Annotated in this window: 21 protein-coding genes; 14 read left to right on the top strand and 7 right to left on the bottom strand. The window is 63.9% G+C overall.

All coding sequences use genetic code 11. From position 1 onward, the window contains the following. Window positions 1-7: 7 nt before the first annotated feature. A complete protein-coding gene (locus AC56LH_RS08170; RefSeq protein ID WP_499645484.1) occupies window positions 8-847 on the bottom strand; it encodes a glucose 1-dehydrogenase in 840 nt (279 codons plus the stop codon). 214 nt (window positions 848-1,061) lie between these two features. On the opposite strand from AC56LH_RS08170, the gene AC56LH_RS08165 reads away from it, so the two are divergent. From AC56LH_RS08165 to AC56LH_RS08155, 3 genes are read left to right on the top strand one after another with little or no spacing between them, the layout of a single operon-like run. Then, the gene (locus tag AC56LH_RS08165) at window positions 1,062-1,382 is read left to right on the top strand and encodes a thioredoxin family protein (RefSeq protein ID WP_499645483.1); all 321 of its coding nucleotides are present in this window, start codon (window positions 1,062-1,064) and stop codon (window positions 1,380-1,382) included. Next, a complete protein-coding gene (locus AC56LH_RS08160) occupies window positions 1,379-2,659 on the top strand; it encodes an MFS transporter (RefSeq protein ID WP_499645482.1) in 1,281 nt (426 codons plus the stop codon). The genes AC56LH_RS08165 and AC56LH_RS08160 overlap by 4 nt, the downstream gene beginning before the upstream one ends. Further along, window positions 2,656-3,132 carry a GNAT family N-acetyltransferase gene (locus AC56LH_RS08155; protein ID WP_499645481.1) on the top strand — a complete coding sequence of 159 codons (477 nt, stop codon included), beginning with the start codon at window positions 2,656-2,658 and terminating at the stop codon, window positions 3,130-3,132. The genes AC56LH_RS08160 and AC56LH_RS08155 overlap by 4 nt, the downstream gene beginning before the upstream one ends. Window positions 3,133-3,136: 4 nt before the next feature. On the opposite strand, the gene AC56LH_RS08150 is transcribed toward AC56LH_RS08155, so the two are convergent. After that, entirely contained in the window at window positions 3,137-3,940 is an 804-nt protein-coding gene (locus AC56LH_RS08150; protein ID WP_499645480.1) for a DUF481 domain-containing protein, read from the bottom strand. A gap of 204 nt (window positions 3,941-4,144) precedes the next feature. Between AC56LH_RS08150 and AC56LH_RS08145 the strand changes: the two genes are divergently transcribed. Continuing rightward, on the top strand, window positions 4,145-5,113 hold the full coding sequence (locus AC56LH_RS08145; RefSeq protein WP_499645479.1) for an IS1595 family transposase: 969 nt from the start codon (window positions 4,145-4,147) through the stop codon (window positions 5,111-5,113). 32 nt (window positions 5,114-5,145) lie between these two features. On the opposite strand, the gene AC56LH_RS08140 is transcribed toward AC56LH_RS08145, so the two are convergent. After that, window positions 5,146-6,438: an NCS2 family permease gene (locus tag AC56LH_RS08140; protein ID WP_499645478.1), complete on the bottom strand. Its 1,293-nt coding sequence runs from the start codon at window positions 6,436-6,438 to the stop codon at window positions 5,146-5,148. A gap of 144 nt (window positions 6,439-6,582) precedes the next feature. Between AC56LH_RS08140 and AC56LH_RS08135 the strand changes: the two genes are divergently transcribed. Together AC56LH_RS08135 and AC56LH_RS08130 are read left to right on the top strand one after the other, a co-directional pair. Next, a complete protein-coding gene (locus tag AC56LH_RS08135; protein ID WP_499645477.1) occupies window positions 6,583-7,791 on the top strand; it encodes a hypothetical protein in 1,209 nt (402 codons plus the stop codon). A gap of 434 nt (window positions 7,792-8,225) precedes the next feature. Then, window positions 8,226-9,404 carry a glycosyltransferase gene (locus AC56LH_RS08130; RefSeq protein ID WP_499645476.1) on the top strand — a complete coding sequence of 393 codons (1,179 nt, stop codon included), beginning with the start codon at window positions 8,226-8,228 and terminating at the stop codon, window positions 9,402-9,404. A 101-nt stretch (window positions 9,405-9,505) separates the two neighbouring features. Here the strand turns inward: AC56LH_RS08130 and AC56LH_RS08125 are convergent, their stop codons facing one another. Both AC56LH_RS08125 and AC56LH_RS08120 read right to left on the bottom strand, forming a co-directional pair. Beyond that, the gene (locus tag AC56LH_RS08125; protein ID WP_499645475.1) at window positions 9,506-11,869 is read right to left on the bottom strand and encodes a hybrid sensor histidine kinase/response regulator; all 2,364 of its coding nucleotides are present in this window, start codon (window positions 11,867-11,869) and stop codon (window positions 9,506-9,508) included. Window positions 11,870-12,001: 132 nt separating this feature from the next. Then, entirely contained in the window at window positions 12,002-12,247 is a 246-nt protein-coding gene (locus tag AC56LH_RS08120; protein WP_499645474.1) for a hypothetical protein, read from the bottom strand. Between the two features lie 176 nt (window positions 12,248-12,423). On the opposite strand from AC56LH_RS08120, the gene AC56LH_RS08115 reads away from it, so the two are divergent. The 3 genes from AC56LH_RS08115 (at window position 12,424) to AC56LH_RS08105 (ending at window position 15,532) form a co-directional block, all read left to right on the top strand. Further along, window positions 12,424-13,212 carry a DNA/RNA non-specific endonuclease gene (locus AC56LH_RS08115; protein ID WP_499645473.1) on the top strand — a complete coding sequence of 263 codons (789 nt, stop codon included), beginning with the start codon at window positions 12,424-12,426 and terminating at the stop codon, window positions 13,210-13,212. Between the two features lie 12 nt (window positions 13,213-13,224). Next, window positions 13,225-13,488 (top strand): hypothetical protein, encoded by a 264-nt coding sequence (locus AC56LH_RS08110; RefSeq protein WP_499645472.1) that lies wholly within the window; start codon window positions 13,225-13,227, stop codon window positions 13,486-13,488. Window positions 13,489-13,789: 301 nt separating this feature from the next. Beyond that, on the top strand, window positions 13,790-15,532 hold the full coding sequence (locus AC56LH_RS08105; RefSeq protein ID WP_499645471.1) for a hypothetical protein: 1,743 nt from the start codon (window positions 13,790-13,792) through the stop codon (window positions 15,530-15,532). Between the two features lie 117 nt (window positions 15,533-15,649). On the opposite strand, the gene AC56LH_RS08100 is transcribed toward AC56LH_RS08105, so the two are convergent. Next, window positions 15,650-16,642, bottom strand: a complete 993-nt coding sequence (locus AC56LH_RS08100; RefSeq protein ID WP_499645470.1) for a GGDEF domain-containing protein — start codon at window positions 16,640-16,642, stop codon at window positions 15,650-15,652. Window positions 16,643-16,853: 211 nt separating this feature from the next. Next, entirely contained in the window at window positions 16,854-17,792 is a 939-nt protein-coding gene (locus tag AC56LH_RS08095) for a sensor histidine kinase (RefSeq protein WP_499645469.1), read from the bottom strand. 172 nt (window positions 17,793-17,964) lie between these two features. Here AC56LH_RS08095 and queE point away from each other — a divergent pair, with 172 nt between their 5' ends. The 5 genes from queE (at window position 17,965) to AC56LH_RS08070 (ending at window position 22,309) form a co-directional block, all read left to right on the top strand. Next, complete coding sequence (queE, locus tag AC56LH_RS08090; protein WP_499645468.1) at window positions 17,965-18,600, top strand: 7-carboxy-7-deazaguanine synthase; 636 nt, start codon at window positions 17,965-17,967, stop codon at window positions 18,598-18,600. Window positions 18,601-18,631: 31 nt separating this feature from the next. Continuing rightward, on the top strand, window positions 18,632-19,078 hold the full coding sequence (gene queD / locus AC56LH_RS08085) for a 6-carboxytetrahydropterin synthase QueD (RefSeq protein ID WP_499645467.1): 447 nt from the start codon (window positions 18,632-18,634) through the stop codon (window positions 19,076-19,078). Further along, window positions 19,071-19,589, top strand: coding sequence for a tRNA adenosine(34) deaminase TadA (gene tadA, locus AC56LH_RS08080; protein WP_499645466.1), 519 nt, complete (start codon window positions 19,071-19,073; stop codon window positions 19,587-19,589). The genes queD and tadA overlap by 8 nt, the downstream gene beginning before the upstream one ends. Window positions 19,590-19,686: 97 nt before the next feature. Continuing rightward, complete coding sequence (ldcA, locus tag AC56LH_RS08075; RefSeq protein WP_499645465.1) at window positions 19,687-20,604, top strand: muramoyltetrapeptide carboxypeptidase; 918 nt, start codon at window positions 19,687-19,689, stop codon at window positions 20,602-20,604. Between the two features lie 103 nt (window positions 20,605-20,707). Further along, complete coding sequence (locus AC56LH_RS08070) at window positions 20,708-22,309, top strand: ABC-F family ATPase (protein ID WP_183552413.1); 1,602 nt, start codon at window positions 20,708-20,710, stop codon at window positions 22,307-22,309. Window positions 22,310-22,328: the final 19 nt, after the last annotated feature.

Genomic DNA, 22,328 nt, shown 5'->3' with positions numbered 1-22,328 from the left:
CTGACGATCACAGAATGGGCGTGCCGCCGGTGACGGCAATGCGCGCGCCGGAGATATAGCTCGCCTCATCCGAGGCCAGCATCACGAACACGGGCGCCACTTCCTTTGGCTGCCCCGGACGCTTCATCGGCGTTTCGTCGCCGAAGCTCTCCACTTCGTCCGCCGGCATGGTCGACGGGATCAAAGGGGTCCAGATCGGGCCCGGGGCGACCGAGTTGACACGGATTCCCTTGTCGGCCAGGAGCTGCGACAGGCCGCCCGTGAAGTTGGCGATCGCGCCCTTGGTCGTGGCGTAGGCCAGCAGCGTCGGCTTGGGCTTGTCCGAGTTGATCGACGTGGTATTGATGATCGACGCACCGCGCGGCATGTGCTTCACGGCCGCTTTGCACAGGTGGAACATGGCGGTGATGTTCACCTGGAACGTGTAGTCCCATTCGGCATCCGGGATGTCCTCGATGGCTTCGTGGCTCATCTGGAAGGCGGCATTGTTCACCAGCACGTCGATGCGCCCGAATTCGGCCACTGCCTTCTCGATGATCGCGCGGCAATGCGCTGGATCGGCCAGGTCGCCCGGCACCAGGATCGCACGCCGGCCCGCTTCTTCGACCAGGCGCGCCGTTTCCCTGGCATCGTCGTGCTCGTTCAGGTACGAGATCAGCACGTCGGCGCCTTCGCGCGCATACGCCAGCGCCACGGCGCGGCCGATGCCGCTGTCGCCGCCCGTGATCACGGTGGCCTTGTCCTGCAGGCGGCCCGAGCCGCGGTAAGTGGTTTCGCCGTGATCGGCTTTTGGATTGAGGGCGGCTTCGCTGCCCGGTGGTGTTTGCTGTTGTGATGGCATGTTCATCGATATGGCCTTTCGAATTGGATAGCAGACTGCATGTAGAGCCAGCCTGACGGCATTTGCCTGCACGGTCCGTTCGGTGACACACCCAGGGCCGCCCTGCGTCAGTAGCAACCCCGATAGGCTGGCGCCGCGTTTTCGGGTAGGCTTATGCTATTGACAAGGCCAATGCATGCCAATTACATGGCCGACACATGGCCGATACCAGGAGACCCGCATGTCCGCACCCTATGCTACCCACCAGCCCGAGCGCGCCGAGATCGATGGCGCGCCGGGTCTCGTCGTCCTCGACTTCGGCACCGACTGGTGCGGCTATTGCCGCGCCGCGGCGCCCGTCATTGCCCAGGCCGTGGCTGCGTATCCGGCCGCCCGCCACGTCAAGGTCGAGGACGGTCCCGGCCGGCCACTGGGACGCTCGTTCCGCGTCAAGCTGTGGCCCACGGTGGTGGTGCTCAAAGATGGCCAGGAGGTCGCCCGCGTGGTGCGCCCGGCCGATGCCGGCGCCGTGAGCGAAGCACTGGCCATGGCGGTCGCATGAGCGTTGTCACCGCCAACAAGCCCCGTACCGTCCTGTTCGCCAGCTTGATCGGCACCACGATCGAGTTCTACGATTTCTATATCTACGCCACTGCTGCGGTGCTGGTATTTCCGCGCCTGTTCTTCCCGACCGCCGATCCCGGCGCCGCGATGCTGCAGTCCCTCGCCACGTTCGCGATCGCCTTCTTTGCCCGACCGGTGGGTTCGGCCGTGTTCGGGCACTTCGGTGACCGTGTCGGCCGCAAGGCGACGCTGGTTGCGGCGCTGCTCACGATGGGCCTGTCGACGATCCTGATCGGCCTGTTGCCGACCTACGCGCAGATCGGCGTGGCCGCGCCGCTGCTGCTGGCGCTGTGTCGCTTCGGCCAGGGCCTGGGACTGGGCGGCGAATGGGGCGGGGCGGTGCTGCTCGCGACCGAGAATGCGCCGCCCGGCAAGCGCGCCTGGTACGGCATGTTTCCCCAACTGGGCGCGCCGATCGGCTTCTTCCTGTCCGGAGGCGTGTTCCTGCTGCTGGGCGAAGTAATGACCGATGCCGACTTCTTTGCCTGGGGCTGGCGCATTCCGTTCTTGGCCAGCGCGGTGCTGGTCGGCGTGGGTCTGTACATTCGCCTCAAGATCACCGAGACGCCCGACTTCCAGAAGGTCCTGGACAGCAAGGCGCGGGTCAAGGTGCCGGTCGTGACCGTCATGCGTGACCATCGCCGCGCGCTGGTGCTGGGCACGTTCATTGCGCTGTCGACCTTTGTCATCTTCTACCTGATGACGGTGTTCGCGCTGAGCTGGGGTACGGCGAAACTCGGTTACACGCGCCAGCAATTTTTGCTGCTGCAACTGTTTTCGGTGTTGTTCTTCGCGTTGACCATTCCGCTGTCGGCGCTGCTGGCCGACCGGCGCGGGCGGCGTACCGCGATGATGCTGGTGAGCGGGGCCATTGCCGTCTTCGGGTTGCTGTACGGCCCGCTGTTCGGCGCGGGTGGCGCGTGGTCGGTGGGCGCCTTCATGGTGCTCGGCATGTGCCTGGTCGGCTTTACCTACGGGCCGCTGGGCACGCTGCTGGCCGAGTTGTTCCCGCCCGAGGTGCGCTATACCGGCGCGTCGCTGACGTTCAACTTCGCCAGCATCCTGGGCGCTTCGGCCGCGCCGTACATCGCGCTGTGGCTGGGCACGAACTATGGGCTGGAATTTGTCGGCTACTACCTGAGCGGCGCGGCGCTCATCAGCCTGGCGGCGCTGATCATGGCCAAAAGCCTGATGCCGCGGACCGGGACGACTTGACCGAACGCCGTTTCGGCGCCCTGACGGGACGCGCGCCGGGCGCGTCCGATGCGCCGTTCCTGGCCGCGCTGTACCTGGCAACGCGGCCCGACCTGGGCGCGTTGCCGGTACCGCGCAGTGTAATCGAGGGCATCGCGCGGCACCAGCAGCAGCTTCAGCTGGAGGATTACGCGCTGCGCTATCCCGCAGCCGAGACCTGGCTGCTGGCCGATGGCGCGCACGCGGTGGGACGGGTGGTGTTGAACTGGACGGACGATACGCTGCGCGTAGTTGATCTGGCGGTGGCGCAGCCGATGCGCCGCAGGGGTGTCGCGCGCACGGTGCTGGTAGCGCTCCAGGCCGCGTGTCTGGGGCAGCGGGCGATGACGCTGCGCGTGCGCGCGGAGAATGGCGCCGCGCGCGCGCTGTATGCGGCGTGCGGTTTTGCCGTCGTTCAGGACGACGGCGCTGCGCTCGAGCTGGGTTGGCGCTGAAGGATCAGAACGAATAGACCATCGTCAGCGAGGTCTGGGTGTCCGTGTTCTTCTTGTCTTCAGGCACACTGCTGTCATTGCGCACGCTGAAGCCTGCCTTCATCTGCATGCTGCCATTGATCTTGGTCGACAGCGACGTTTCGGCCACCGAATGCGTGTTCGATGTGCCTTTCTCGACAGCGAGCGTCTGCGCGAAGAATGCCGACGGGCTCACCTGCCAGCGGAACTGCGCCGCGCCACGCACGGTCAGGCCGTCTTCTTCTTCATCCGTTTCGCGCTTGCCGTTGAAGTAGCCCGGACCGATCTCGACATCGAGCGTCTTGTCCGGCGCCGTGTACCAGCGCGAACCGTAACCGACCGACAGCGACGAGTAGCGTACATACGCGCCGAACTTGTCGTTGACGTGCGAGCCAAGGATGAAGGCGCGGCGGCCGTCGCCCAGCAGCTTGAACGAGGCCTTGGCCGACGTGGCCCAGCGCTCGGCCGAGCGCGTGCGCTGCAGCTCGCCTTCTTCGTTCTCGTACTCGTCTTCCTTGAAGTAGCCACTGGCAATGAATTCATGGCTCCACTGCGAGGTCTCGTGGCGGGCGTCGATCTTGCCCGTCACCGACGTGCCGCTGGTATTGCCGGAGGTATTGATCGCACCGAGTTCGGCCGAGGTGAACCAGCCACCATCGGGAATCGCCGGCATCATGACTTTCAAGGGCGCGTGGACGTCGCCAACCTGGGGCAGATCGGGGGCCGCGTTGGCCGCGCCGTGGACGCTGACAAGAAGCAGCGCCAGGATCGGGGATAGTTTCATCAGCATCCGTAGAGAAGCGTGGGCCGCACCGCACCGCCGGACTTGTGCAGGGCAACCGGCCCATCGTTCGTGAATCGTGCGCGGCAGCTACGTTGCCGCGAATTGACCGATATTGTAACGCATGGCGCAGTCAACGTTAAATAGAGCACAGCGTTGAACTGATGAGCGGGGCTGTGGTCCAACCCCAGTCCCCACCGCCAGGAGTCGATCATGAAAGCGCCGCGTTTCAAGCGCTGGTTCGCCGGCTTGCCGTCGCTGAACGTGCCGCAGCGCCAGAAGGTGCTCGATGCCCTGCATCCCGCAGCTGGCCTCGACCAGGTCGTTGCACTCATCGCAGAGGCCAGGGCCCCGGGGCGCTGCTGCCCCCGCTGTGGTGATGCGCGCTGTCACCGGCACGGGTTCGCCAACGACCTGCAACGCTTTCGCTGCTGTGCCTGCGGCCGTACGTTCATCGATCTGACTGGCACGCCACTGGCGCGACTCAGGCTCAAGGCCAAATGGCTCGCCTACTCGCAGGTACTGCTCGATTCGGTGTCCGTGCGCAGGGGTGCCGACCGGGTCGGCGTGCACCGCAATACCGCCTTTCGGTGGCGCCACCGCTTTCTGGATTGGGCCAAGCTCGACCGGCCTGCAGCGCTGAACGGCATCGTCGAGGCCGATGAGATGTTCCTTCTCGAATCGCAAAAAGGCTCGCGCTCGCTGGATCGCCCGCCACGCCGACGGGGCGGGCAAGCGCCCAGGCGTGGGATTTCCCGGCATCTGGATTGCATTCTGGTGGCGCGTGACCGGGATGGCCGCACCGTTGATGCAGTGACTGGTCGTGGCGCACTGACGGCCGCCCAACTCGAACGCGATTTGCTGCCCAGGCTCGATCCGCAGGCGCTGCTGGTCAGCGACAGCCACGGCGCGTACCGGGCATTTGCACGCAAGCACAGGATCGCGCACTTGGCGGTCAATCTGCGCGCCGGCGTGCGCGTCAGGCAGGTGGGTAGCCGTGCCATCCATGTGCAGAACGTGAACGCCTACCACGGGCGCTTCAAGGATTGGCTACGGGGCTTTCGCGGCGTGGCATCGCGCTATCTGCCCAATTACCTGGGCTGGCGCTGGGCCCTGGATGGCGGGCGGGTCCGTTCCGCAGAGCAATTGCTCTGTATTGTAATCGGCGTCATCAACACCTAACGTTGACTGCGCCTAACGCATTGCCTTCACAATCACGCCCCGACGTAGGCGATCTTGAATGCAAACAATCCGGCGATCACCCAGACCACGGGCTTCACGTCACGGGCGCGACCGGTAAGCAGCTTGAGCACGGCGTAGCTGATGAAACCGAAGGCAATGCCCTCGGCGATCGAGTACGTAAACGGCATGCCCAGCGCGGTGACGGCCGCGGGGATGCTTTCGGTGGTGTCGCTCCAGTCGACATCGCCCAGATCGGCCAGCATCAGGCAGGCAACGAACAGCAGCGCCGGCGCGGTGGCGTAGGCCGGCACCACCGCAGCCAGCGGCGCGATGAACAGGCAGGCCAGAAACAGCGCTGCAACGGTCAGCGCGGTCAGGCCCGTGCGGCCGCCCACCTGCACACCGGCCGCGCTCTCGATGTAGGCGGTCGTGCTCGACGTGCCCAGCATGCTGCCGGCGACGATCGCGCCGCTGTCGACCAGCAGCGCCTTGTTCAGGCGTTCCATCTTGCCCTCGACCAAGAGGCCCGCGCGACGCGCCACGCCCATCAGGGTGCCGGTCGCATCGAACAATTCGACCAGGAAGAACACCAGCACCACATTCAGGATGCCGGCCGCCAGCGCGCCCGGGATGTCCAGCGCGAACAGCGTCGGCGAGATGGGCGGGGGCAGCGAGAACACGCCCTGGTAGGTATTGCCGCCGAAGAAAAAGCTGAGCACGGTCACCAGCACGATGCCGATCAGGATCGCGCCGCGCACCCGCAGGCGGTCCAGCGCGACGATCACGAAAAAGCCCAGCACGGCCATCAGCGCGGCGGGCTGGTGCAGATCGCCCGCCTTGACCAGCGTGGCCTCGCTGGCAACGACGATGCCGGCGTTCTTGAGGGCGATGAGCGCCAGGAACATGCCCAGACCGACCGTGATCGCGACCCGCATCGAACGCGGAATGCCGTCCACGATGATCGCGCGCAGGCCGACCATCGTGACGAGAATGAACAGGCACCCGGAAATGAACACGGCGCCCAGCGCCGCCTGCCACGGGATGCCCATGCCAAGCACGACGGCGTAAGCGAAGTAGGCGTTCAGGCCCATGCCAGGCGCCATCGCGATCGGGTAGTTGGCGTACAGGCCCATCAGGGCGGTGCCGGCGGCGGCGACGAGGCAGGTGGCGACGAATACCGATTCTTTCGGCATGCCGGCGTCACCCAGGATCGATGGATTGACAAAGATGATGTAGACCATCGTCAGGAACGTGGTGAGGCCCGCGGTAAGTTCGGTACGGATGGTCGTCTTGTTGGCGCTGAGTTGGAAGAAGCGGTCGAGCATGGTGATCCTGCAAATTTCGGTAGGGCGAAGCATATCATTGCCGATGGCGCTGCGTGTCGGGCCAAAGGCAGCTGTCAGGGGCCAACCCGCAGTGTTACCATGCCAGCTCGATTCTTCGTTCACCTTCATTCTTTCAATTCAGACATGCCAAAAAACAAGCGTCCGGTGCCCCGCACCTCGAACAACACACGCGAACCGGACACCAATGCCCAGGCCCAGGAAATGGCCGACCTGGCGCTCGAAATTGCCGAGCGCGAAGACCTGGCATCGGGCGAACCCGACGACGCCCGGCGCGAACAGCTGGCCATCGCCGTGCGCAAGGCGGTGCGCAAGAAGCGCGACGAGGTGCTGTACGAGGCGATCGAGCTGGCCCGCTACACCGATCCGCTGGCCTGCCGCGTACTGCGCGGGTGCATCGACGAAGAAGCGGCAACACTGCGCGTGGGCCGCGAAGGCAGCCCGGAGCATGATATCGATGCCTTCATGGTGCCGCTGTTCGTGCGCAGCCAGGGCGGGTTGGTGGCGCAGCAGACGTTCCAGGACGAGGCCGCCTTCGAGGCGCTCGTGGCCAGCTTCAAGGACGGCGGTCTGGACAGCCCCGATGCGCGCGTGATCCTGCTCCAGCACGCGTTCGATCTGGGCGAGATCGATCACATTGCCTACAGCACACTGCATGAGATGCTGCGCGAAGCCGCCGCCTCGCTGATGGAAAAGAAGCTGCAGCCCGCCCCGACCATTGCAGCGAGCATGCGCGGCTGGACCGGCGAGCCGGTTGCACCGGACGAGACTGCGCTCGAGCTGCGTTTCCTGCTCGGCTTTTCGTTCAAGCGCAGCGACGATGCGTTTTACCGGATTCCGAAGGACGAGGCAGGCAGCGACGCGTATTTCGCTGCGCGCATGGACCGCTACCGTGACTGGACCGTCGCCGTCGCACCGCTGGTGGCGCGCTGCCTGGCGGCCGATCCGGCGCAGCTGGAAGTCAATTTTTTGTACCAGGATCTGTTCTACGGCGCCAAGGAGCAGGGCGTGGCCGAGCTGGCCACGCTAGGCGTACTGGCCGAGATCAAGGGCCTGCTGCTGGCCAAGGACCTGGCGCCGGATGCCGTGCATGCGACCGTTGCACCCATCGATATGGGCGAGCACATCCTGCTGCGCGCGAACCTGTACGCGCTCGACGGCGGCCGGCCATGGGGCAGCGTCGAGAAACCGGTTGACCTGGCTGCCGATCTGGTGCTCGAGGTCGACGAGCTGTGTGACGCGCTGCTCTCGCTCGGTCTGGAAGGCGTGTCGATTGCCACCGGATTCAGCGACGACGGGCATGCGGAAGGCGCCGAACCTTACCAGCCGGGCTGAACCATATACGCCCCTGCGGGTGCATCGGCCGGTGCATCCGGGTATCCCGCAGTACTGGAATTACTGACCCATGGTGCGCTGCAAACAACGTTGCACGGCGCTTTTCGCAGGTGACTCTCAGTGTTCCACGTCAAGATATTCACTTCTCTTCGTAGTGTAACTTCCTGTCGCGTTGTAGGACGTCGCTGACAGAATATGGTGTGATACTACGCGCTTTCCTATGACGCTCGACAGAAACGGCGCGAGGTCGCGTTACATTCATTGAAATATTGCTCTGCACAAATCAAAAAATTAAGAAAATTGCATGTTACGATCCACTCGTCCGGCCAGGTTCCCGCGCGCAGGCAGCGGTGGTCCCAGTACAGAGAGAAGAACCGTCCGGCTGCACAATCACCAACAACTATAGCGCCACCAAGGCGAAAAGGAAAACTCACATGCCGACCCTCATCGTGTTCTGCCATCTCCGCTGGGATTTCGTGTTTCAACGTCCTCAGCATCTGATGACACGTCTGGCTCAACACTACAAGATTCTCTTCGTCGAAGAGCCGATGCACACCGAAGGCGAAGCGCGCCTGGAAAAGATGGAAGTCGCTGACAACATCACCGTGTGCCGTCCGCATACGCCGATTCACCAGTGGGGTTTCCACGATGACCAGTTGCCGACCATGCAGACCCTGCTGGCTGACCTGGTGCCTGCCGGAGAAGAGCCGGTCGTGTGGTTCTACACGCCAATGGCGCTCCCGCTGCTGCAGGGTCTGAAGCCATCGAAGGTGGTCTACGACTGCATGGACGAGCTGGCGATGTTCAAGAATGCGCCGAAGCAGCTGCTGCAGCGTGAAAGCGCGCTCCTCAATATCGCCGACGTCGTGTTCACCGGTGGCCCGAGCCTGTACCAGTCCAAGCGCGATCGCCACGCCAACGCCCATTGCTTCTCGAGCAGCGTCGATGCCGGCCACTTCCGCCAGGCGCAGGACACCGCGATCTCGCATCCGGACCAGGCCCATATCGCGCACCCACGCCTTGGCTTCTACGGTGTGATCGACGAGCGCTTCGATGTCGATCTGGTCTCCAGCATGGCCGATGCGCATCCCGAATGGCAGATCGTTCTGGTGGGTCCGGTCGTCAAGATTGATCCGGCAACGCTGCCAAAGCAGGCCAATGTGCATTACATGGGTCAGCGCACCTACAACGAGCTGCCACAGTTCCTGGCCGGCTGGGACGTTTGCCTGTTGCCGTTCGCGATCAACGACTCGACCAAATTCATCAGCCCGACCAAGGTGCTGGAGTACATGGCAGCCGAACTGCCGTCGGTCTCGACGCCAATCACCGACGTCAAGGTGCCATACGGTGACGTGGTCGAGATCGCCGAATCGCACGCTGACTTCATCGCGGCCTGCGAACGCCAGCTGGCGCTGACGCCCGAGGCCCGTGCCACCATGGCAGCGCGCATGCGCGACGTCGTGGCCGGCACGTCGTGGGATCTGACTGCCAGCAGCATGCACGCGCTGATCGAGAGCGCCGAGCGCAGCAACAAGGTCGAGCGCTTCTTCGCCGCCAATCAGGAAGCCGTGCCAAGCACGCCGGACCTGGTCGCGGTGGCCAACGCGGGCTAAACGCGGCAGCAAGTACGAAAAGAAAGGGCTGGTGTCGCAGGACACCGGCCCTTTTTACGTCGTGCTCTCCACGCTGACCTGCCAGCCGGCAGACCGGTCTTTCACGTGATCTGCCTGAGCACGTGTTCGATCGCTTCTACCGTGGTCGGCTTGGTCAGGTGCGCGTCGAAGCCGGCCTGCGCGGTGCGTTCCCGGTCGCTCTCGCCACCCCAGCCGGTCAAGGCCACAAGGCGCACGGCGGCGTAACGGGCATCGGCGCGGATGGCGCTGGCCACCTCATAACCGGACAGGCCCGGCATACCCAGATCGAGGAAGATGACGTCCGGCATCAGGCTTGGCAGCATGCGCAGTGCCTGGTGCCCATCGTTCGCGACCGGTGCGCTGTGGCCCAGCATGGACAGCAGCGCGGCCAGGGTCTCGGCCGCATCCCGGTTGTCGTCGACCACCAGCACGCTGGACGCCGGCAGCCCCTCGGCTGGGGCTGCAGTCAGTACGGGCGGCACGGGATGGGCGGGCGCACCGGCCAGCGGCAGGCGCACCGTGAACACGCTGCCGGCATTCGTGCCGGCGCTGGCAGCACGCACGCTGCCGCCATGCAGTTCCACCAGGCTGCGCACCAGCGACAGGCCGATGCCCAGTCCGCCCGAACCTGGCTGCTGCGCCTGGCCAACCTGCGTGAACATCTTGAATACCGCTTCCAGTGCATCGGGCGCGATGCCGATGCCGTTATCGGTCACCGTGATCAACGCCTCGTCGCCCTCAACCCTGGCAGCCAGGCCGATGCGCCCGCCCCTGGGTGTGTAGCGCGCAGCGTTGTTGAGCAAATTGCTGATCACCTGGGTAAGGCGCGTGGGATCGGCCATCAGCGGCAGCGGCGTGCCTGGCAGCTGCAAATCGAAGGCGTGGCGCGCCGCCTGGATCAACGGCGTGCTCGTTTCGACCGCAGCCTCGATGACCGTGGCCAGATCGACGGGCTCGCAGCGCAGCTCGACCTGGCCACGCTGGATGCGGGCAACGTCCAGCAGGTCGTCGACCAGCAGCACGAGGTGATCGAGCTGGCGCCCCATGATCTCGTGCACGCGACTGACGGCCGCGGCCTCGCCCGGTGCGCGCCGGATCAATTGCAGGCCGCTACGGATCGGCGCCAGCGGGTTGCGCAGTTCGTGGGCGAGCGTGGCCAGAAACTCGGTCTTGAGCCGGTTTGCCTCGGACAGGTCGTTCGCCATCTGGCGCAATGCAGCGTCTGACCGGCGCCGTTCGGTCACGTCGGTAAACAGGACCGCGAGACGGTGCGGGTATGGGCCCCCCAGTCGTATGGCATACACGTCATACCAGCGCGCCAGGCCCTCGGCCTCATTCTCGAAGCGCACCGGTTCGCCCGTGGTGGCGACCTTCCCGTAGATATCGAACCAGTGCTGTTCGTGGCGCGGCACGAAGTCGCGCATCGTCTTGCCGACCGCGTCCACGAGGCCCGTGTGCTTGATGAACGCGGGATTGGTTTCAATGAAACGGAAGTCGCAGGGCTTGCCGTCGTCGTCGAACAGCACGTCGATCACGCACAGGCCTTCGTCGATCGAGTCGAACACGGTGCGGTAGCGTTCTTCGCTGGCGCGCAGTTGCTGTTCGGCCTCGAGCTGGCGGGTGGTGTCGATGATCACGCCGCGCACCACGCTCGCCTTGCCCTGAAGATCGGTCTCGACATGCCCGCGTGCCATGACCCAGCGCCAGCCGCCACCGGGCAGCCGGAGCCGATAGGTCGCGCCGTAGGTGCTGCGTGCGGCAATTGCGGCGCTGATGTCGTTTGTGGTTGACTCCACGTCATCGGGGTGAATTGCAGCGAGGTAGCGCGCCAGCGGCGCACTGGAGCGGTCTTGCCAGGACACGCCGAACAGATCGGCCACCCGTTCATCGGCTTGGACGCGATCGGCGCCGATGTCCCACGACCAGATGCCCAGCTCGGCGGCTTCGATGATGCGCGCCAGGCGCCGGCTGGTCTCGTCGAGCGCCGCTTCGGCGCGGCGCCGCTCGATCTGCGTGTCGAAGGCAGCCGTGTAGAAGCGCGCCTTGGCGCGCAGGATCGTTGGAGAAAGGGGCTCGGTCAGCACGGCAATGACGCCGGCCTCGTACAGCGCCTCGTGCGGCATCGGCATTGGCAGCGGCAAGCCGATCGCAACAATGGGCGTCAGACTCGAGCGCGCATTGGTTCGGACGGCGGAGATGACGGCCAGCATGCCGTCAGCATCGCCCGAGTAGCCGACCAGGACCAGGGCAAAGTCCTGGCGGAGCACATACTCCAGGCCTTGTTCGAGGGACCTGGCATGCAGGACCGTGCGGCCCAGATCGCGCGCAACCTGCATCACGACAGGATCGACATTGGCATTCTTGCAGATGAACAGGATGCAGCTAACGATGGGACGTTCAGGACGATCAGGACTGTCGGGACGGTCGTTCGAATCGGTCAACATGCGTCTGGCTTAGGTATGTGTTACGTGTGTTGGGTGTGTGTCTATTCTGACAATCTAATGTGTCGCAAGAAATGTGTCAACGTTCAATTCGGCGGATACAAGGCCCCGGATGCTACCGGGGGCTCGCACCTGTCAGGGTTTATCCGGGACCGGCTGCGATGGTACCGGCGTCTTCAGCGACTCGGGAAGCGCATCGGCGATGCCGTTGCCAGGTGCCTGACCGATACGCCGTGCCTCGTCGGAATGCTGGTCGAGACTGACTTCTTCGGCGACATCGAAGCGGCCATCTTCAAACCCTTCTTCACCCGGAAGCAGGTTGTCGGGCCGTTGCTGCTCGCCGCCTGCAGGTTGGTGGTCTGGTTGTTCGTGATTGGTCATACGGATCTCCATGGAAAGTTTGCTGTGTGCCGATTATGGCGCAGTGCATACGGGCAGGGCGCACGCCAACATCCCGGCGTGCTCGCCTCTATTTAACGTTGACTGCGCCTGAATTTATGCTCAGGTAATTGTCGCTCGGCTAGAATGCCCGCTGTTTCCTTTATTGTGTCGTCACCATGTTCCGATTGTCCTTTGCCAGTACCGTTGCCCGGATCGCATTTGCTGGCGCGCTGCTCGCGTCTGCTGCCGTCCAGGCCGCCAGTTGCCCCGTACACTACCTCGATGGCCGCCTGCCGGAAATCCAGAACAAGAAGCTGGCGGTGTCCACACGCGAGCTGTGCTACGGCGTGTTTGGCGTCATGCACTCGGGCGTGACGCGCACGCCGTTGTGGTCGGCCGAGTATGTGCGCGCCGATAATCTCAAGCGTGCCCAGGGGCTCGACCGCGACGATAAATTCCACGCCGAGGCGCGCCTGCCGCGTGGCCAGCGCGCCGAGCTGTCCGACTATGCCCGCAGTGGTTTTGATCGGGGCCACCTGGCGCCGAACGCGAACATGCCCGATCGCCGCACGCAGCGTGAAAGTTTTTCGCTGGCAAACATGGTTCCGCAAGACCGCGACCATAACCGCAAGATCTGGGCGCCGATCGAAGGCGCCGTGCGTACGATGGCAAAGACCGAAGGCGAGCTGTACGTGATTACCGGCCCGGCATTTCTGGGCACGAGCCTGAAAAAAGTCGGCAACGTGATCGTGCCGACCCATTTGTACAAGGTGGTCTACAGCCCGCGCCAGCGTCTGGCGGCGGCATGGCTGACCGAAAACCGGGCCGACGCGCCGATCAATGTCGTGCCGGTCGCCGAACTCGAGCGCATCGTCGGCATTGAATTGCTGCCATCGCTCAGCACGCAGCAAAAGGAGCGCATGCTGCGCTTGCCGAAGGTCAAGCAACCCAAGAAACGTTCATAACACGGAGGATCCATGAGCAAGAAAAAACCGGTCAGCTTTGTCCCGTTCGCCAATGAGGCCGACGTCCTCGGCATCGGCGACCTGACGCTGGAAAACCGGCTCGACCGCATCACGATTTCGGGCGACGTCGATCTGACTGCCGACGTGCCGGGCCTGGAGCATGCACGGCGCCTGCACGCGGTGCTGGGCGAGATCGTGGCCGCCCTGGAAGGGCGCGCGTTGCCGGCGCAATTGCCGCCGCCCGAGGTCAAGACCATCGACAATCCCTTCGCCTGAGTTTTTCCTGGGTTTCCCCTGAGTTGTCCCTGAGCCGCCCCTGGCATTGCCCCTGCGCTGTCAGGGCTGCCGGCGCGCGCTTTGTGTACACCGCCTGACGCTGCCCGGGCGGTTTACTTCTTCCATTTCCCCTGCTGTCATCGCTTTGTCATCCGCCATGCGTGCGCTGCGCGTTGCTTAGTTTCCGCTCGTCAATGGTGCGCGAGTTTCAACGAGAATAGAGTAATGTTGACAACATAGCGTGAACGGAACGGCGGCGTCGTCGCCCGCGCAAGATTCACTATTTTTCGGAGGAACGGCCATGCAACATACTCTCGTCGCGGTGTTCGATAACCGCACTGATGCACAGAACGCACTGAACGAATTGCTGTCGTCGGGCTTTACCCGCACCGATGTGCGGTTGTCATCGACCGACGCCGACACGATCGGCCAGAGCGACAGCTTGACCACCTCGTCGGACCTCGATACCGCCCGTAGCGCCGATGGCGACACCGGCATCACTGCCAGCATCAAGAATTTCTTCGGCGACCTGTTCGGTTCCGACAATGCCGAACACGTCAACCGCTACGAAGGCGCTGTCAACAGCGGCCGCCATGTGCTGACGCTGGTTGCAAACTCGCTGCCCGAAGTCGAACGCGGCGCCGACATCGTCGAACGCTACGGCCCGACCGACATCGATGAAACGTCGAGCGGCACGCCAGATCTGACCTCGACCGGCTTCAGCAGCGGCGCAATGCACGCCGGCAGCACGATCGGCATGCAGCAGGCATCGTCGATGTCGGCGCAGTCGACCCCAACCGGCGCGGGCTCGGTGCAAGCGGCCGCGATCCCGTCGCTGGATAATCCAGGCGACCGTCAGCTGTTCCAGCATCAGGAGTCGCTCGGCACGGCCGATCTGACCAACTCGACCCACCAGGAACCGTTGGGCCAGAGCGGCCTGACCGCCACCGGCGGCACGTCGCTGCAAGGTTCGACGCTGCGTGACACGGCAATCCAGGGCTCGGCACTGGAAGGCTCGATCCGCCAGGGTTCGACCACAGTAGACCGCGGCGATTCGCTGCAGCGCGACACCAGCATCGGCAACACCGGCGCTACCGGCAACACCGGCAACACAGGCACGCACTTCACCGACAAGCAGCGCAATGGCGTGCGCATTTTCTCGCGCGGTCAGTCGGATGCGGCCATGAGCGCGTCAACGGGTTTTGAATCGGGCTCGGGCAGCAGCGCTATGGGTGGTTACAGCGGCGACGACACCTATTACCGCGATCACTTCGACACCACTTACGCAACCACCGGCGCATCGTACGACGAGTACGCACCGGCCTATAGCTACGGTAGCGAAGCTGCGCGCAGCGGCCGTTACACCAATGGGGCATGGGACGATATCGAAGCCGACCTGCGCAACGACTGGGACAGCCGTTACGCCACCGGTGGCGAGCCATCGACCTGGGAAAAGATGAAGGCCGCCGTGCGTCACGGCTGGGAACGCATGACCGGTGATGACAACGACGACCAATACCGCAGCCACTACGACAGCACCTATGCGTCGACCGGCGAAAAGTACGACGACCTGAAGCCGGCCTACTCGTACGGCACCGAAATGCGCCGTAACGAGTTGTACCGTAACCGTCCATGGGACGATGTCGAGACCGACCTGCGCACGGGCTGGGATAACCGCATCGACGGCACGCGCGAATTTTCCACCACCGGCAGCGACAGCAGCGAGCCGTCGGCCTGGGATCGCGTCAAGAACGCCGTACGTCATGGTTGGGACAAGATGACCGACGACAATGACGACGACGTCTACTACCGCAACCACTGGAATTCGGTCTACGGCAGCACCGGTGGCGCCTACGACGAATTCCGTCCAGCCTATAACTACGGCACCGAGATGGCGCGTGAAGAAAAGTACCGCAACCGTCCATGGACCGAAGTCGAAGCGGATCTGCGCAGCGACTGGGACAACCGCTATCCGGGTGAACAGTCGACCTGGGACAAGATGAAGTCGGCAGTTCGTCACGGCTGGGAACGCATGATGCGTTAAGCGCATCAGGCAGCAGGGAAGTACCGATGAAAACGGCGCCAGTTGGCGCCGTTTTTTTGCCTGTTGCCTCGCGGTAGGGTGGACGGATCCCCCGTCCAGGCGTTCAACAATCCTCGTTTAGGCCGCTTCGGTCATCGGCAGGCTGATGCGATTACGTCCCAGATGCTTGGCACGGTACAGGGCGGCATCGGCGATGGCCACGAGCTGGTTCGCGTGGTTGTCGGGGCCGGCGATGGCCGTGGCTGCGCCGATCGATACGGTGACGTGGCCCGAGGCAAAGCAGCACGGCAGCTGCAGTTGCTCGACCCGGGAGCGGATCCGCTCGGCGACGATGGCTGCCCCCTTGAGCGACTGGTTCGGCAGCACCACGGCGAACTCTTCACCACCGTAGCGCGCCACCAGGTCGTTGGCGCGCATCTCACTGGCAACCGCGCGCGCGACGCGCTTCAGGCATTCGTCGCCGCCCAGGTGGCCGTGTGCATCGTTATAGGCCTTGAAATTATCGACGTCGACCATCAGCAACGACAGTGGCTGCATCTGGCGCAGTGCACGCGCCCATTCCGCTTCCAGCGTGTCGTCGAAGCAGCGCCGGTTGGCCAGGCCGGTCAGGCCGTCGCGGGTGGCCAGTTGTTCCAGCGCGGCCTGGGCGATCTTTTCATCGGTGAGGTCACGCAGCGTTTCGACCACCGCCGACAGCTGGCCATTGGCGCCGAAGATCGGGCTGGCATCGGCCGCCAGGTAACGGCGCCGGCCGGCGCGGGGCATGTCGCACCAGCTCTCGATCGACAAGCCCGGCTGGGTGCGTCCGTCGTCAGTCGTGATGTCATTGCTGTCGCCCGCACGGGGCGGCTCGCCGCGGGTGCGCAGGACGAGATCGGCCAGGGTGGGGCGTTGCACGTCATAGAAGCTGCGCCAATGGTCGGTCGTGCCAAGTACCTCGGTCGCTGCCACGCCCGTCAGGTGCTCGCAGGCACGGTTCCAGATCGTCACGCGCGCATGGGTATCGAGCACGAAGACCGGTACCGACAGGCTTTCCATCAACTGACCGACGAAGGCGACATCCTGGAGCAGGACGGTCGGATAGGCGGCGCTGCTGCTTGTGTTGATCATGAGCAGTCCTCTGCGATTGGTAGCGCTTCGGTTTGCGGCAACCGGGTGGCTGCCGTCAGGAACCGATTCTGCTACCTGCATCAAGACACGCTATTGATCTTTAGCAAGGAGGTTCGAGCGTTGTGTTTAACGTACACGGTGGTGCGGTCGCACCTGGATCAGGTAACTGCGCCAGTTAGCTGCGCCAGGTAACTGGCGCCAGAAAATTGCCTCAGGCAAGCGGGACCAGTTCGGCGGCGCGATTCTGGACTGGCAGTGACAATGACCAGCGGCCGGCATGCCCGGCGGTGCAGATCACGCGCAGGACGCCGCCCATGGCGCGGATCTGGTCGATCAGCTCCGCCGACAATGAGGCGACCTCGTCCGCAGCGCTCGCGCAACCATCGATTTCCAGTCCCAGCGAACCGGCGTTTTCCAGCAGCCGCACGTGCAGTTCACCGTGCTGGACCCGTGCAGCAGTGGCAAGCACATCCTGCAGGACGCGAAACACGGCCAGCCGCGCGCCGCGATCCTGGCCCGCGCGCGAGCTGGGATCGATGCCGGCTTCGAAGCGGTAGCGCATGCCGTACAGGTGCGCGTGTTCGGCCAGGCACCGTTCGAGCGCATGGCGCAGGCCGTCCCCGGGACCGAAACCGCGCAGGCCACTTGTCACCGCACGCACGGCGCCGAGCGCGCCGTCGATGTGCGTGATCGCGTGCTCCAGCCGACTGGCCAGCGCCGGCGCCTGCGCAGTGGTAGCGCTGTCGTGCAGACTGGCCAGTTCGGTGCGCAGTACCAGCAGGCGGCGCCCGAGCTCGTTGTGAAGATCGCGTGCAATCCGGGTGCGCTCGGTGTCGCGCACGTCTTCATTCTGGCGTACCAGGCGGTACACGACGTCGTGGTTATCGGCCAATGCCTGTTCGGACTGCGCGCGTGCTTCGCGTTCGGCCAGCAACTGGCCATGCAGTGTGCGGGCACGTTCTTCGAGACCCAGGCTGCGCCGCAGGCTCAGGCATGCCAGCAGCAAACCTGCCATGGTCACCATGACGCAGGCCAGGAGCTCCGGTGGCGCGCTGCGCAGGGGCAGAGGTACCATGAAATGGGCTTCGCTGGCGCTGGCGCCGCAGGCGACGAAGGGCATGGTCGCCAGCAAAAACGTGTGTTTGTTCATGGTTGCCCTCGGGTAGGATTCGGAAGTTTCCGTAAGAACTTACCGCTCGACTCCCGTAGGAATATTGTGCAGTCTCAAACCTGACGTTTCCGACACGACCCCGGCGATCGATGACATTCGCTGCGCCGGCGAATGCGCCGCGTTATAATGGAAGGTTGACGAAAGGCCTAACGTGACTTACAGCATTAAAGAGATCTTCTACACCTTGCAGGGCGAGGGCGCCCATGCCGGCCGGCCAGCCGTGTTCTGCCGTTTTTCCGGCTGCAATCTGTGGACCGGGCGCGAGCAGGATCGCGCGACCTCGATCTGCCAGTTCTGCGACACCGACTTCGTCGGCACCGATGGCGAGCGCGGCGGCAAGTTCAAGGAGGCTGCGCTGCTGGCTGCCGAGATCGACGGCTTGTGGCCTGCCACCTATCCGGCCAGCAAATACGTCGTGTTTACTGGCGGCGAACCGCTGCTGCAACTCGACGCTGCACTGATCGACGCCATGCATGCACGCGGCTTTACCATTGCCATCGAAACGAATGGCACGCTGCCGGTGCCCGATGGCGTCGACTGGATCTGCGTCAGCCCCAAGATGGGTTCGACGCTGGTGGTGGAAAAAGGCAGCGAAATCAAGGTGGTCATCCCGCAGATCGGGCAAGACCTGGCGGCGTACGAGCGCCTCGATTTCGAGCACTTTTTCGTGCAGGCGATGGATGGCCCGCTTGCGGCGCAAAATATCCGCCTGGCCATCGAGACGTGCCGCGCCAATCCGAAATGGAAGCTGAGCCTCCAGACCCACAAGCTGCTCCAGATTCCCTGATTTACTTACCCAATTACCTGATAAAGCAGCAATGTTGACCATTACCCGCAAGCTCGAATTCGATGCCGGACACCGGATTCCCGACCACAAGAGCCAGTGCCGCAACCTGCACGGCCACCGCTACACCCTCGAGATCACGCTGACCGGGGACGTCATCGACGCTGACGGCAACTCCGACAACGGGATGATCATGGATTTCTCCGATGTCAAGGCGCTGGCCAAGCAGCACCTGGTCGACGTGTGGGACCATGCGTTCATCGTGTACGAAAAGGACGACAAGGTGCTGGACTTCCTGTCGTCGCTCCCCGATCACAAGACCGTGGTCATCGACCGCATCCCGACCGTGGAAAACCTCGCGCAAGTGGCGTTCACGATCCTCAAGACCGTGTTCATCGACCGCTTCGGTACCGGCCTGCGCCTGCACAAGCTGGTGCTGCATGAAACCCCGAACTGCTGGGCCGAGATTACCGATGCCTGATGTGTCGTCCGCAGTCGTGCATGACCATGCTGCGGATGCGGCGCACGAGCGTTTCATGGCGCTCGCTCTGTACCAGGCGCAGCTGGCATGGGACCGCGGCGAAGTGCCGGTCGGCGCCATCGTGGTCAAGGATGGTGAAGTCATTGCGACCGGTTTCAACCAGCCGATCAGCGGGCACGATCCGACCGCGCATGCCGAAATCGTGGCGCTGCGCGCCGCCGCCGCCACGCTGGGTAACTACCGGCTGCCTGGCTGCGAGCTGTATGTGACCCTCGAACCGTGCATCATGTGTTCGGGTGCGATGATGCACGCACGTCTGGCGCGTGTGATTTACGCAGCAACCGACCCGAAGACCGGCGCCTGCGGCTCGGTCGTGAACCTGTTCGACGAGCCTTCGCTGAATCACCATACCGGGGTCGTCGGCGGCGTGCTGGCGGATCAGGCCAGCAGCCTGCTGCGCGCGTTTTTCGCCGAGCGGCGCGCATTGGCGAAGAAGGCCAGCGCGGTCTGACGTGGGCGAGGTGGCTGGCGCTGCCGGCCGACCTTGATCCGCACTGGTGAGCGCGGTAAGATGTTTCCAGACTCCACCCACCGTCTTCTCGCCACCCGTGATCACATCCCGTCTCGGCATCGCCATCGTGGCGCCCGCCGGCTGCACCAACGATCCGCTCGCCGTCGAGCGCGCCATCGCACGCTTTGAAGCGCAGGGCTGTCTGGTCCGCAATTATTACGATCACAGCTGTCTGCACCAGCGTTTCGGCGGCACCGACGAAGCGCGCCTCGCGCAACTGCACGCGGCGGTGTTGGACCCCGACATCCACCTGATCATCGCGCTGCGCGGCGGTTACGGCATCAGCCGCCTGTTGCCCGCCCTCGATTTCGACGCGATTGCCGCCAGCGGCAAGATCGTCGTCGGCTTTTCCGATGTCACGGCGCTCCACATGGGCCTGATGGCCCGAACAGGCACGCTCAGCTACGCCGGCCCGATGGTGGCCGGCGACTTCGGCGCCGAAGCGCCGGTGCCGTTCACGCTCGACGATTTCTGGGCCTGCCTGGCCGGTCCGACGCACACGATCCGCGAGACGGTCAGCGGCAACCCGCAGCTCAACGTGCGCGGTACGGTCTGGGGCGGCAATCTCGCGATGATCGGCTCGCTCGTCGGCACGCCATACTTTCCGCAGATCGACGGCGGCATCCTGTGGCTCGAAGACATCAGCGAACATCCGTATCGTGTTGAGAGATTGCTGCTACAACTGATGCAGGCGGGTGTGCTCGATCGCCAGCAAGCGGTGGTGCTGGGCGATTTTTCAGGCTACCGCCTGGGGCCGCTCGACAATGGCTACGACTTCGATGCCATGCTGGCATATGTGCGCCGCACGTTGCCGGTACCCGTGCTGACGGGGCTGAGTTTCGGGCACATTCCACGGCGCGTCACGATCCCGTTTGGCGCGCAGGGTCACCTGCAGTCGGACGCTGATGGTTTCAGTCTCGTGCTGTCGGACTACCCGACCGTGCGTTGCGCCTGAACGCGCGCCAGCCAACGGCGCCCGCCAATCCAGCCCATTCGCCCTGCAGGGCATGCGATGGTAAAATAGCCGGTTAATCAAATACGCTTTTTGGGGTCATACAGTGCTATCCACAGCCAACATCACGATGCAATTCGGCGCCAAGCCGCTCTTCGAGAACATTTCCGTGCGCTTCGGCGACGGCAACCGCTACGGCCTGATCGGCGCCAACGGCTGCGGCAAGTCGACGTTCATGAAAATCCTGGGCGGCGACCTCGAGCCGTCCGCCGGTAACGTCAGCCTCGATCCGGGCGAGCGCCTGGGCAAGCTGCGCCAGGACCAGTTCGCCTACGAAGACACGCGCGTGCTCGACGTCGTCATGATGGGCCACACCGAGCTGTGGAACGCGATCGCCGAACGCGATGCGATCTACGCGAACCTCGAAGCCACCGACGACGACTACATGAAAGCCGCCGAGCTCGAAGGCAAGGTCGCCGAATACGATGGTTACTCGGCCGAAGCGCGCGCCGGCGAACTGCTGCTGGGCCTGGGCATCGGCACCGAGCTGCACCAGGGCCCGATGAGCGCCGTGGCGCCGGGCTGGAAGCTGCGCGTGCTGCTGGCGCAGGCGCTGTTCTCGAATCCGGACATCCTGCTGCTCGACGAACCGACCAACAACCTGGACATCAACACGATCCGCTGGCTGGAAGACATGCTCAACGAGCGTAACTCCACGATGATCATCATTTCCCACGATCGCCACTTCCTGAACCAGGTCTGCACGCACGTGGCCGACATGGACTACGGCACGCTGAAGGTGTATCCGGGTAACTACGACGAATACATGCTGGCCTCGACGCAGGCACGCAACCAGCAACTGTCGAACAATGCCAAGGCCAAAGAGAAAGTCGCGGAACTGCAGGATTTCGTGCGTCGCTTCTCTGCCAACAAGTCCAAGGCACGCCAGGCCACGTCGCGCGCCAAGCAGATCGACAAGATCAAGATCGAAGAGTTCAAGCCATCGTCGCGCGCTTATCCGTTCGTGCGTTTCGAAGGCGAGAAGAAGCTGCACCGCCTGGCGGTGGAAGCCGAGAACATCTCGAAAGCCTACGACCGTCAACTGTTCAAGAATTTCTCGATCATGGTCGAAGCCGGCGAGCGCATCGCGATCATCGGCGCCAACGGCGCCGGCAAGACCACGCTGCTGCGCACGATCGGTGGTGAGCTGTGCGGACTGCAACCAGATGGCGGCCGCGTCAAATGGGCCGAGAACGCGAATCCCGGCTACATGCCGCAGGATCCGACCGAAGAGTTCGCAGTGGGCGACAACCTGACCGACTGGATGGGCCAGTGGACGCAAGAGGGTGATGACGATCAGGCCGTGCGCTCGATCCTGGGTCGCCTGCTGTTTGGCGGCGACGAAGTCAAGAAGTCGGTCAATGTGCTGTCCGGTGGTGAGAAGGGCCGCATGATGTACGGCAAGCTGATGCTGGGCCGTCACAATGTGCTGCTGCTCGACGAGCCAACCAACCATATGGACATGGAGTCGATCGAGTCGCTGAACATCGCGCTGGACAAATATGCCGGCACCCTGATCTTCGTCTCGCACGACCGCGAGTTCGTGTCGTCGCTGGCCACGCGCGTGCTGGAAATCCGTGAAAACGAGATCGTCGACTTCCGCGGTAACTACGAGGAATACCTGGCGAGCCAGGGCATCGACGCGTAATGCAGGAACTGGCAGGGGC

It is taken from the genome of Telluria sp. LT1R51-2, from assembly GCF_059685775.1.
This window is presented reverse-complemented; position numbering and strand designations above follow the sequence as displayed.

What these genes read in the sequence shown, in the direction of transcription:
- AC56LH_RS08150 (WP_499645480.1), bottom strand. Translation starts at nt 3,940, where the DNA reads ATGCTGATGAAACTATCCCCGATCCTGGCGCTGCTTCTTGTCAGCGTC.
- tadA (WP_499645466.1), top strand. Translation starts at nt 19,071, where the DNA reads ATGCCTGATGTGTCGTCCGCAGTCGTGCATGACCATGCTGCGGATGCG.
- AC56LH_RS08125 (WP_499645475.1), bottom strand. Translation starts at nt 11,869, where the DNA reads ATGTTGACCGATTCGAACGACCGTCCCGACAGTCCTGATCGTCCTGAA.
- AC56LH_RS08115 (WP_499645473.1), top strand. Translation starts at nt 12,424, where the DNA reads ATGTTCCGATTGTCCTTTGCCAGTACCGTTGCCCGGATCGCATTTGCT.
- queD (WP_499645467.1), top strand. Translation starts at nt 18,632, where the DNA reads ATGTTGACCATTACCCGCAAGCTCGAATTCGATGCCGGACACCGGATT.
- AC56LH_RS08130 (WP_499645476.1), top strand. Translation starts at nt 8,226, where the DNA reads ATGCCGACCCTCATCGTGTTCTGCCATCTCCGCTGGGATTTCGTGTTT.
- AC56LH_RS08165 (WP_499645483.1), top strand. Translation starts at nt 1,062, where the DNA reads ATGTCCGCACCCTATGCTACCCACCAGCCCGAGCGCGCCGAGATCGAT.
- AC56LH_RS08135 (WP_499645477.1), top strand. Translation starts at nt 6,583, where the DNA reads ATGCCAAAAAACAAGCGTCCGGTGCCCCGCACCTCGAACAACACACGC.
- AC56LH_RS08145 (WP_499645479.1), top strand. Translation starts at nt 4,145, where the DNA reads ATGAAAGCGCCGCGTTTCAAGCGCTGGTTCGCCGGCTTGCCGTCGCTG.
- AC56LH_RS08100 (WP_499645470.1), bottom strand. Translation starts at nt 16,642, where the DNA reads ATGATCAACACAAGCAGCAGCGCCGCCTATCCGACCGTCCTGCTCCAG.
- AC56LH_RS08170 (WP_499645484.1), bottom strand. Translation starts at nt 847, where the DNA reads ATGAACATGCCATCACAACAGCAAACACCACCGGGCAGCGAAGCCGCC.
- AC56LH_RS08160 (WP_499645482.1), top strand. Translation starts at nt 1,379, where the DNA reads ATGAGCGTTGTCACCGCCAACAAGCCCCGTACCGTCCTGTTCGCCAGC.
- AC56LH_RS08095 (WP_499645469.1), bottom strand. Translation starts at nt 17,792, where the DNA reads ATGAACAAACACACGTTTTTGCTGGCGACCATGCCCTTCGTCGCCTGC.
- AC56LH_RS08110 (WP_499645472.1), top strand. Translation starts at nt 13,225, where the DNA reads ATGAGCAAGAAAAAACCGGTCAGCTTTGTCCCGTTCGCCAATGAGGCC.
- AC56LH_RS08120 (WP_499645474.1), bottom strand. Translation starts at nt 12,247, where the DNA reads ATGACCAATCACGAACAACCAGACCACCAACCTGCAGGCGGCGAGCAG.
- AC56LH_RS08140 (WP_499645478.1), bottom strand. Translation starts at nt 6,438, where the DNA reads ATGCTCGACCGCTTCTTCCAACTCAGCGCCAACAAGACGACCATCCGT.
- AC56LH_RS08105 (WP_499645471.1), top strand. Translation starts at nt 13,790, where the DNA reads ATGCAACATACTCTCGTCGCGGTGTTCGATAACCGCACTGATGCACAG.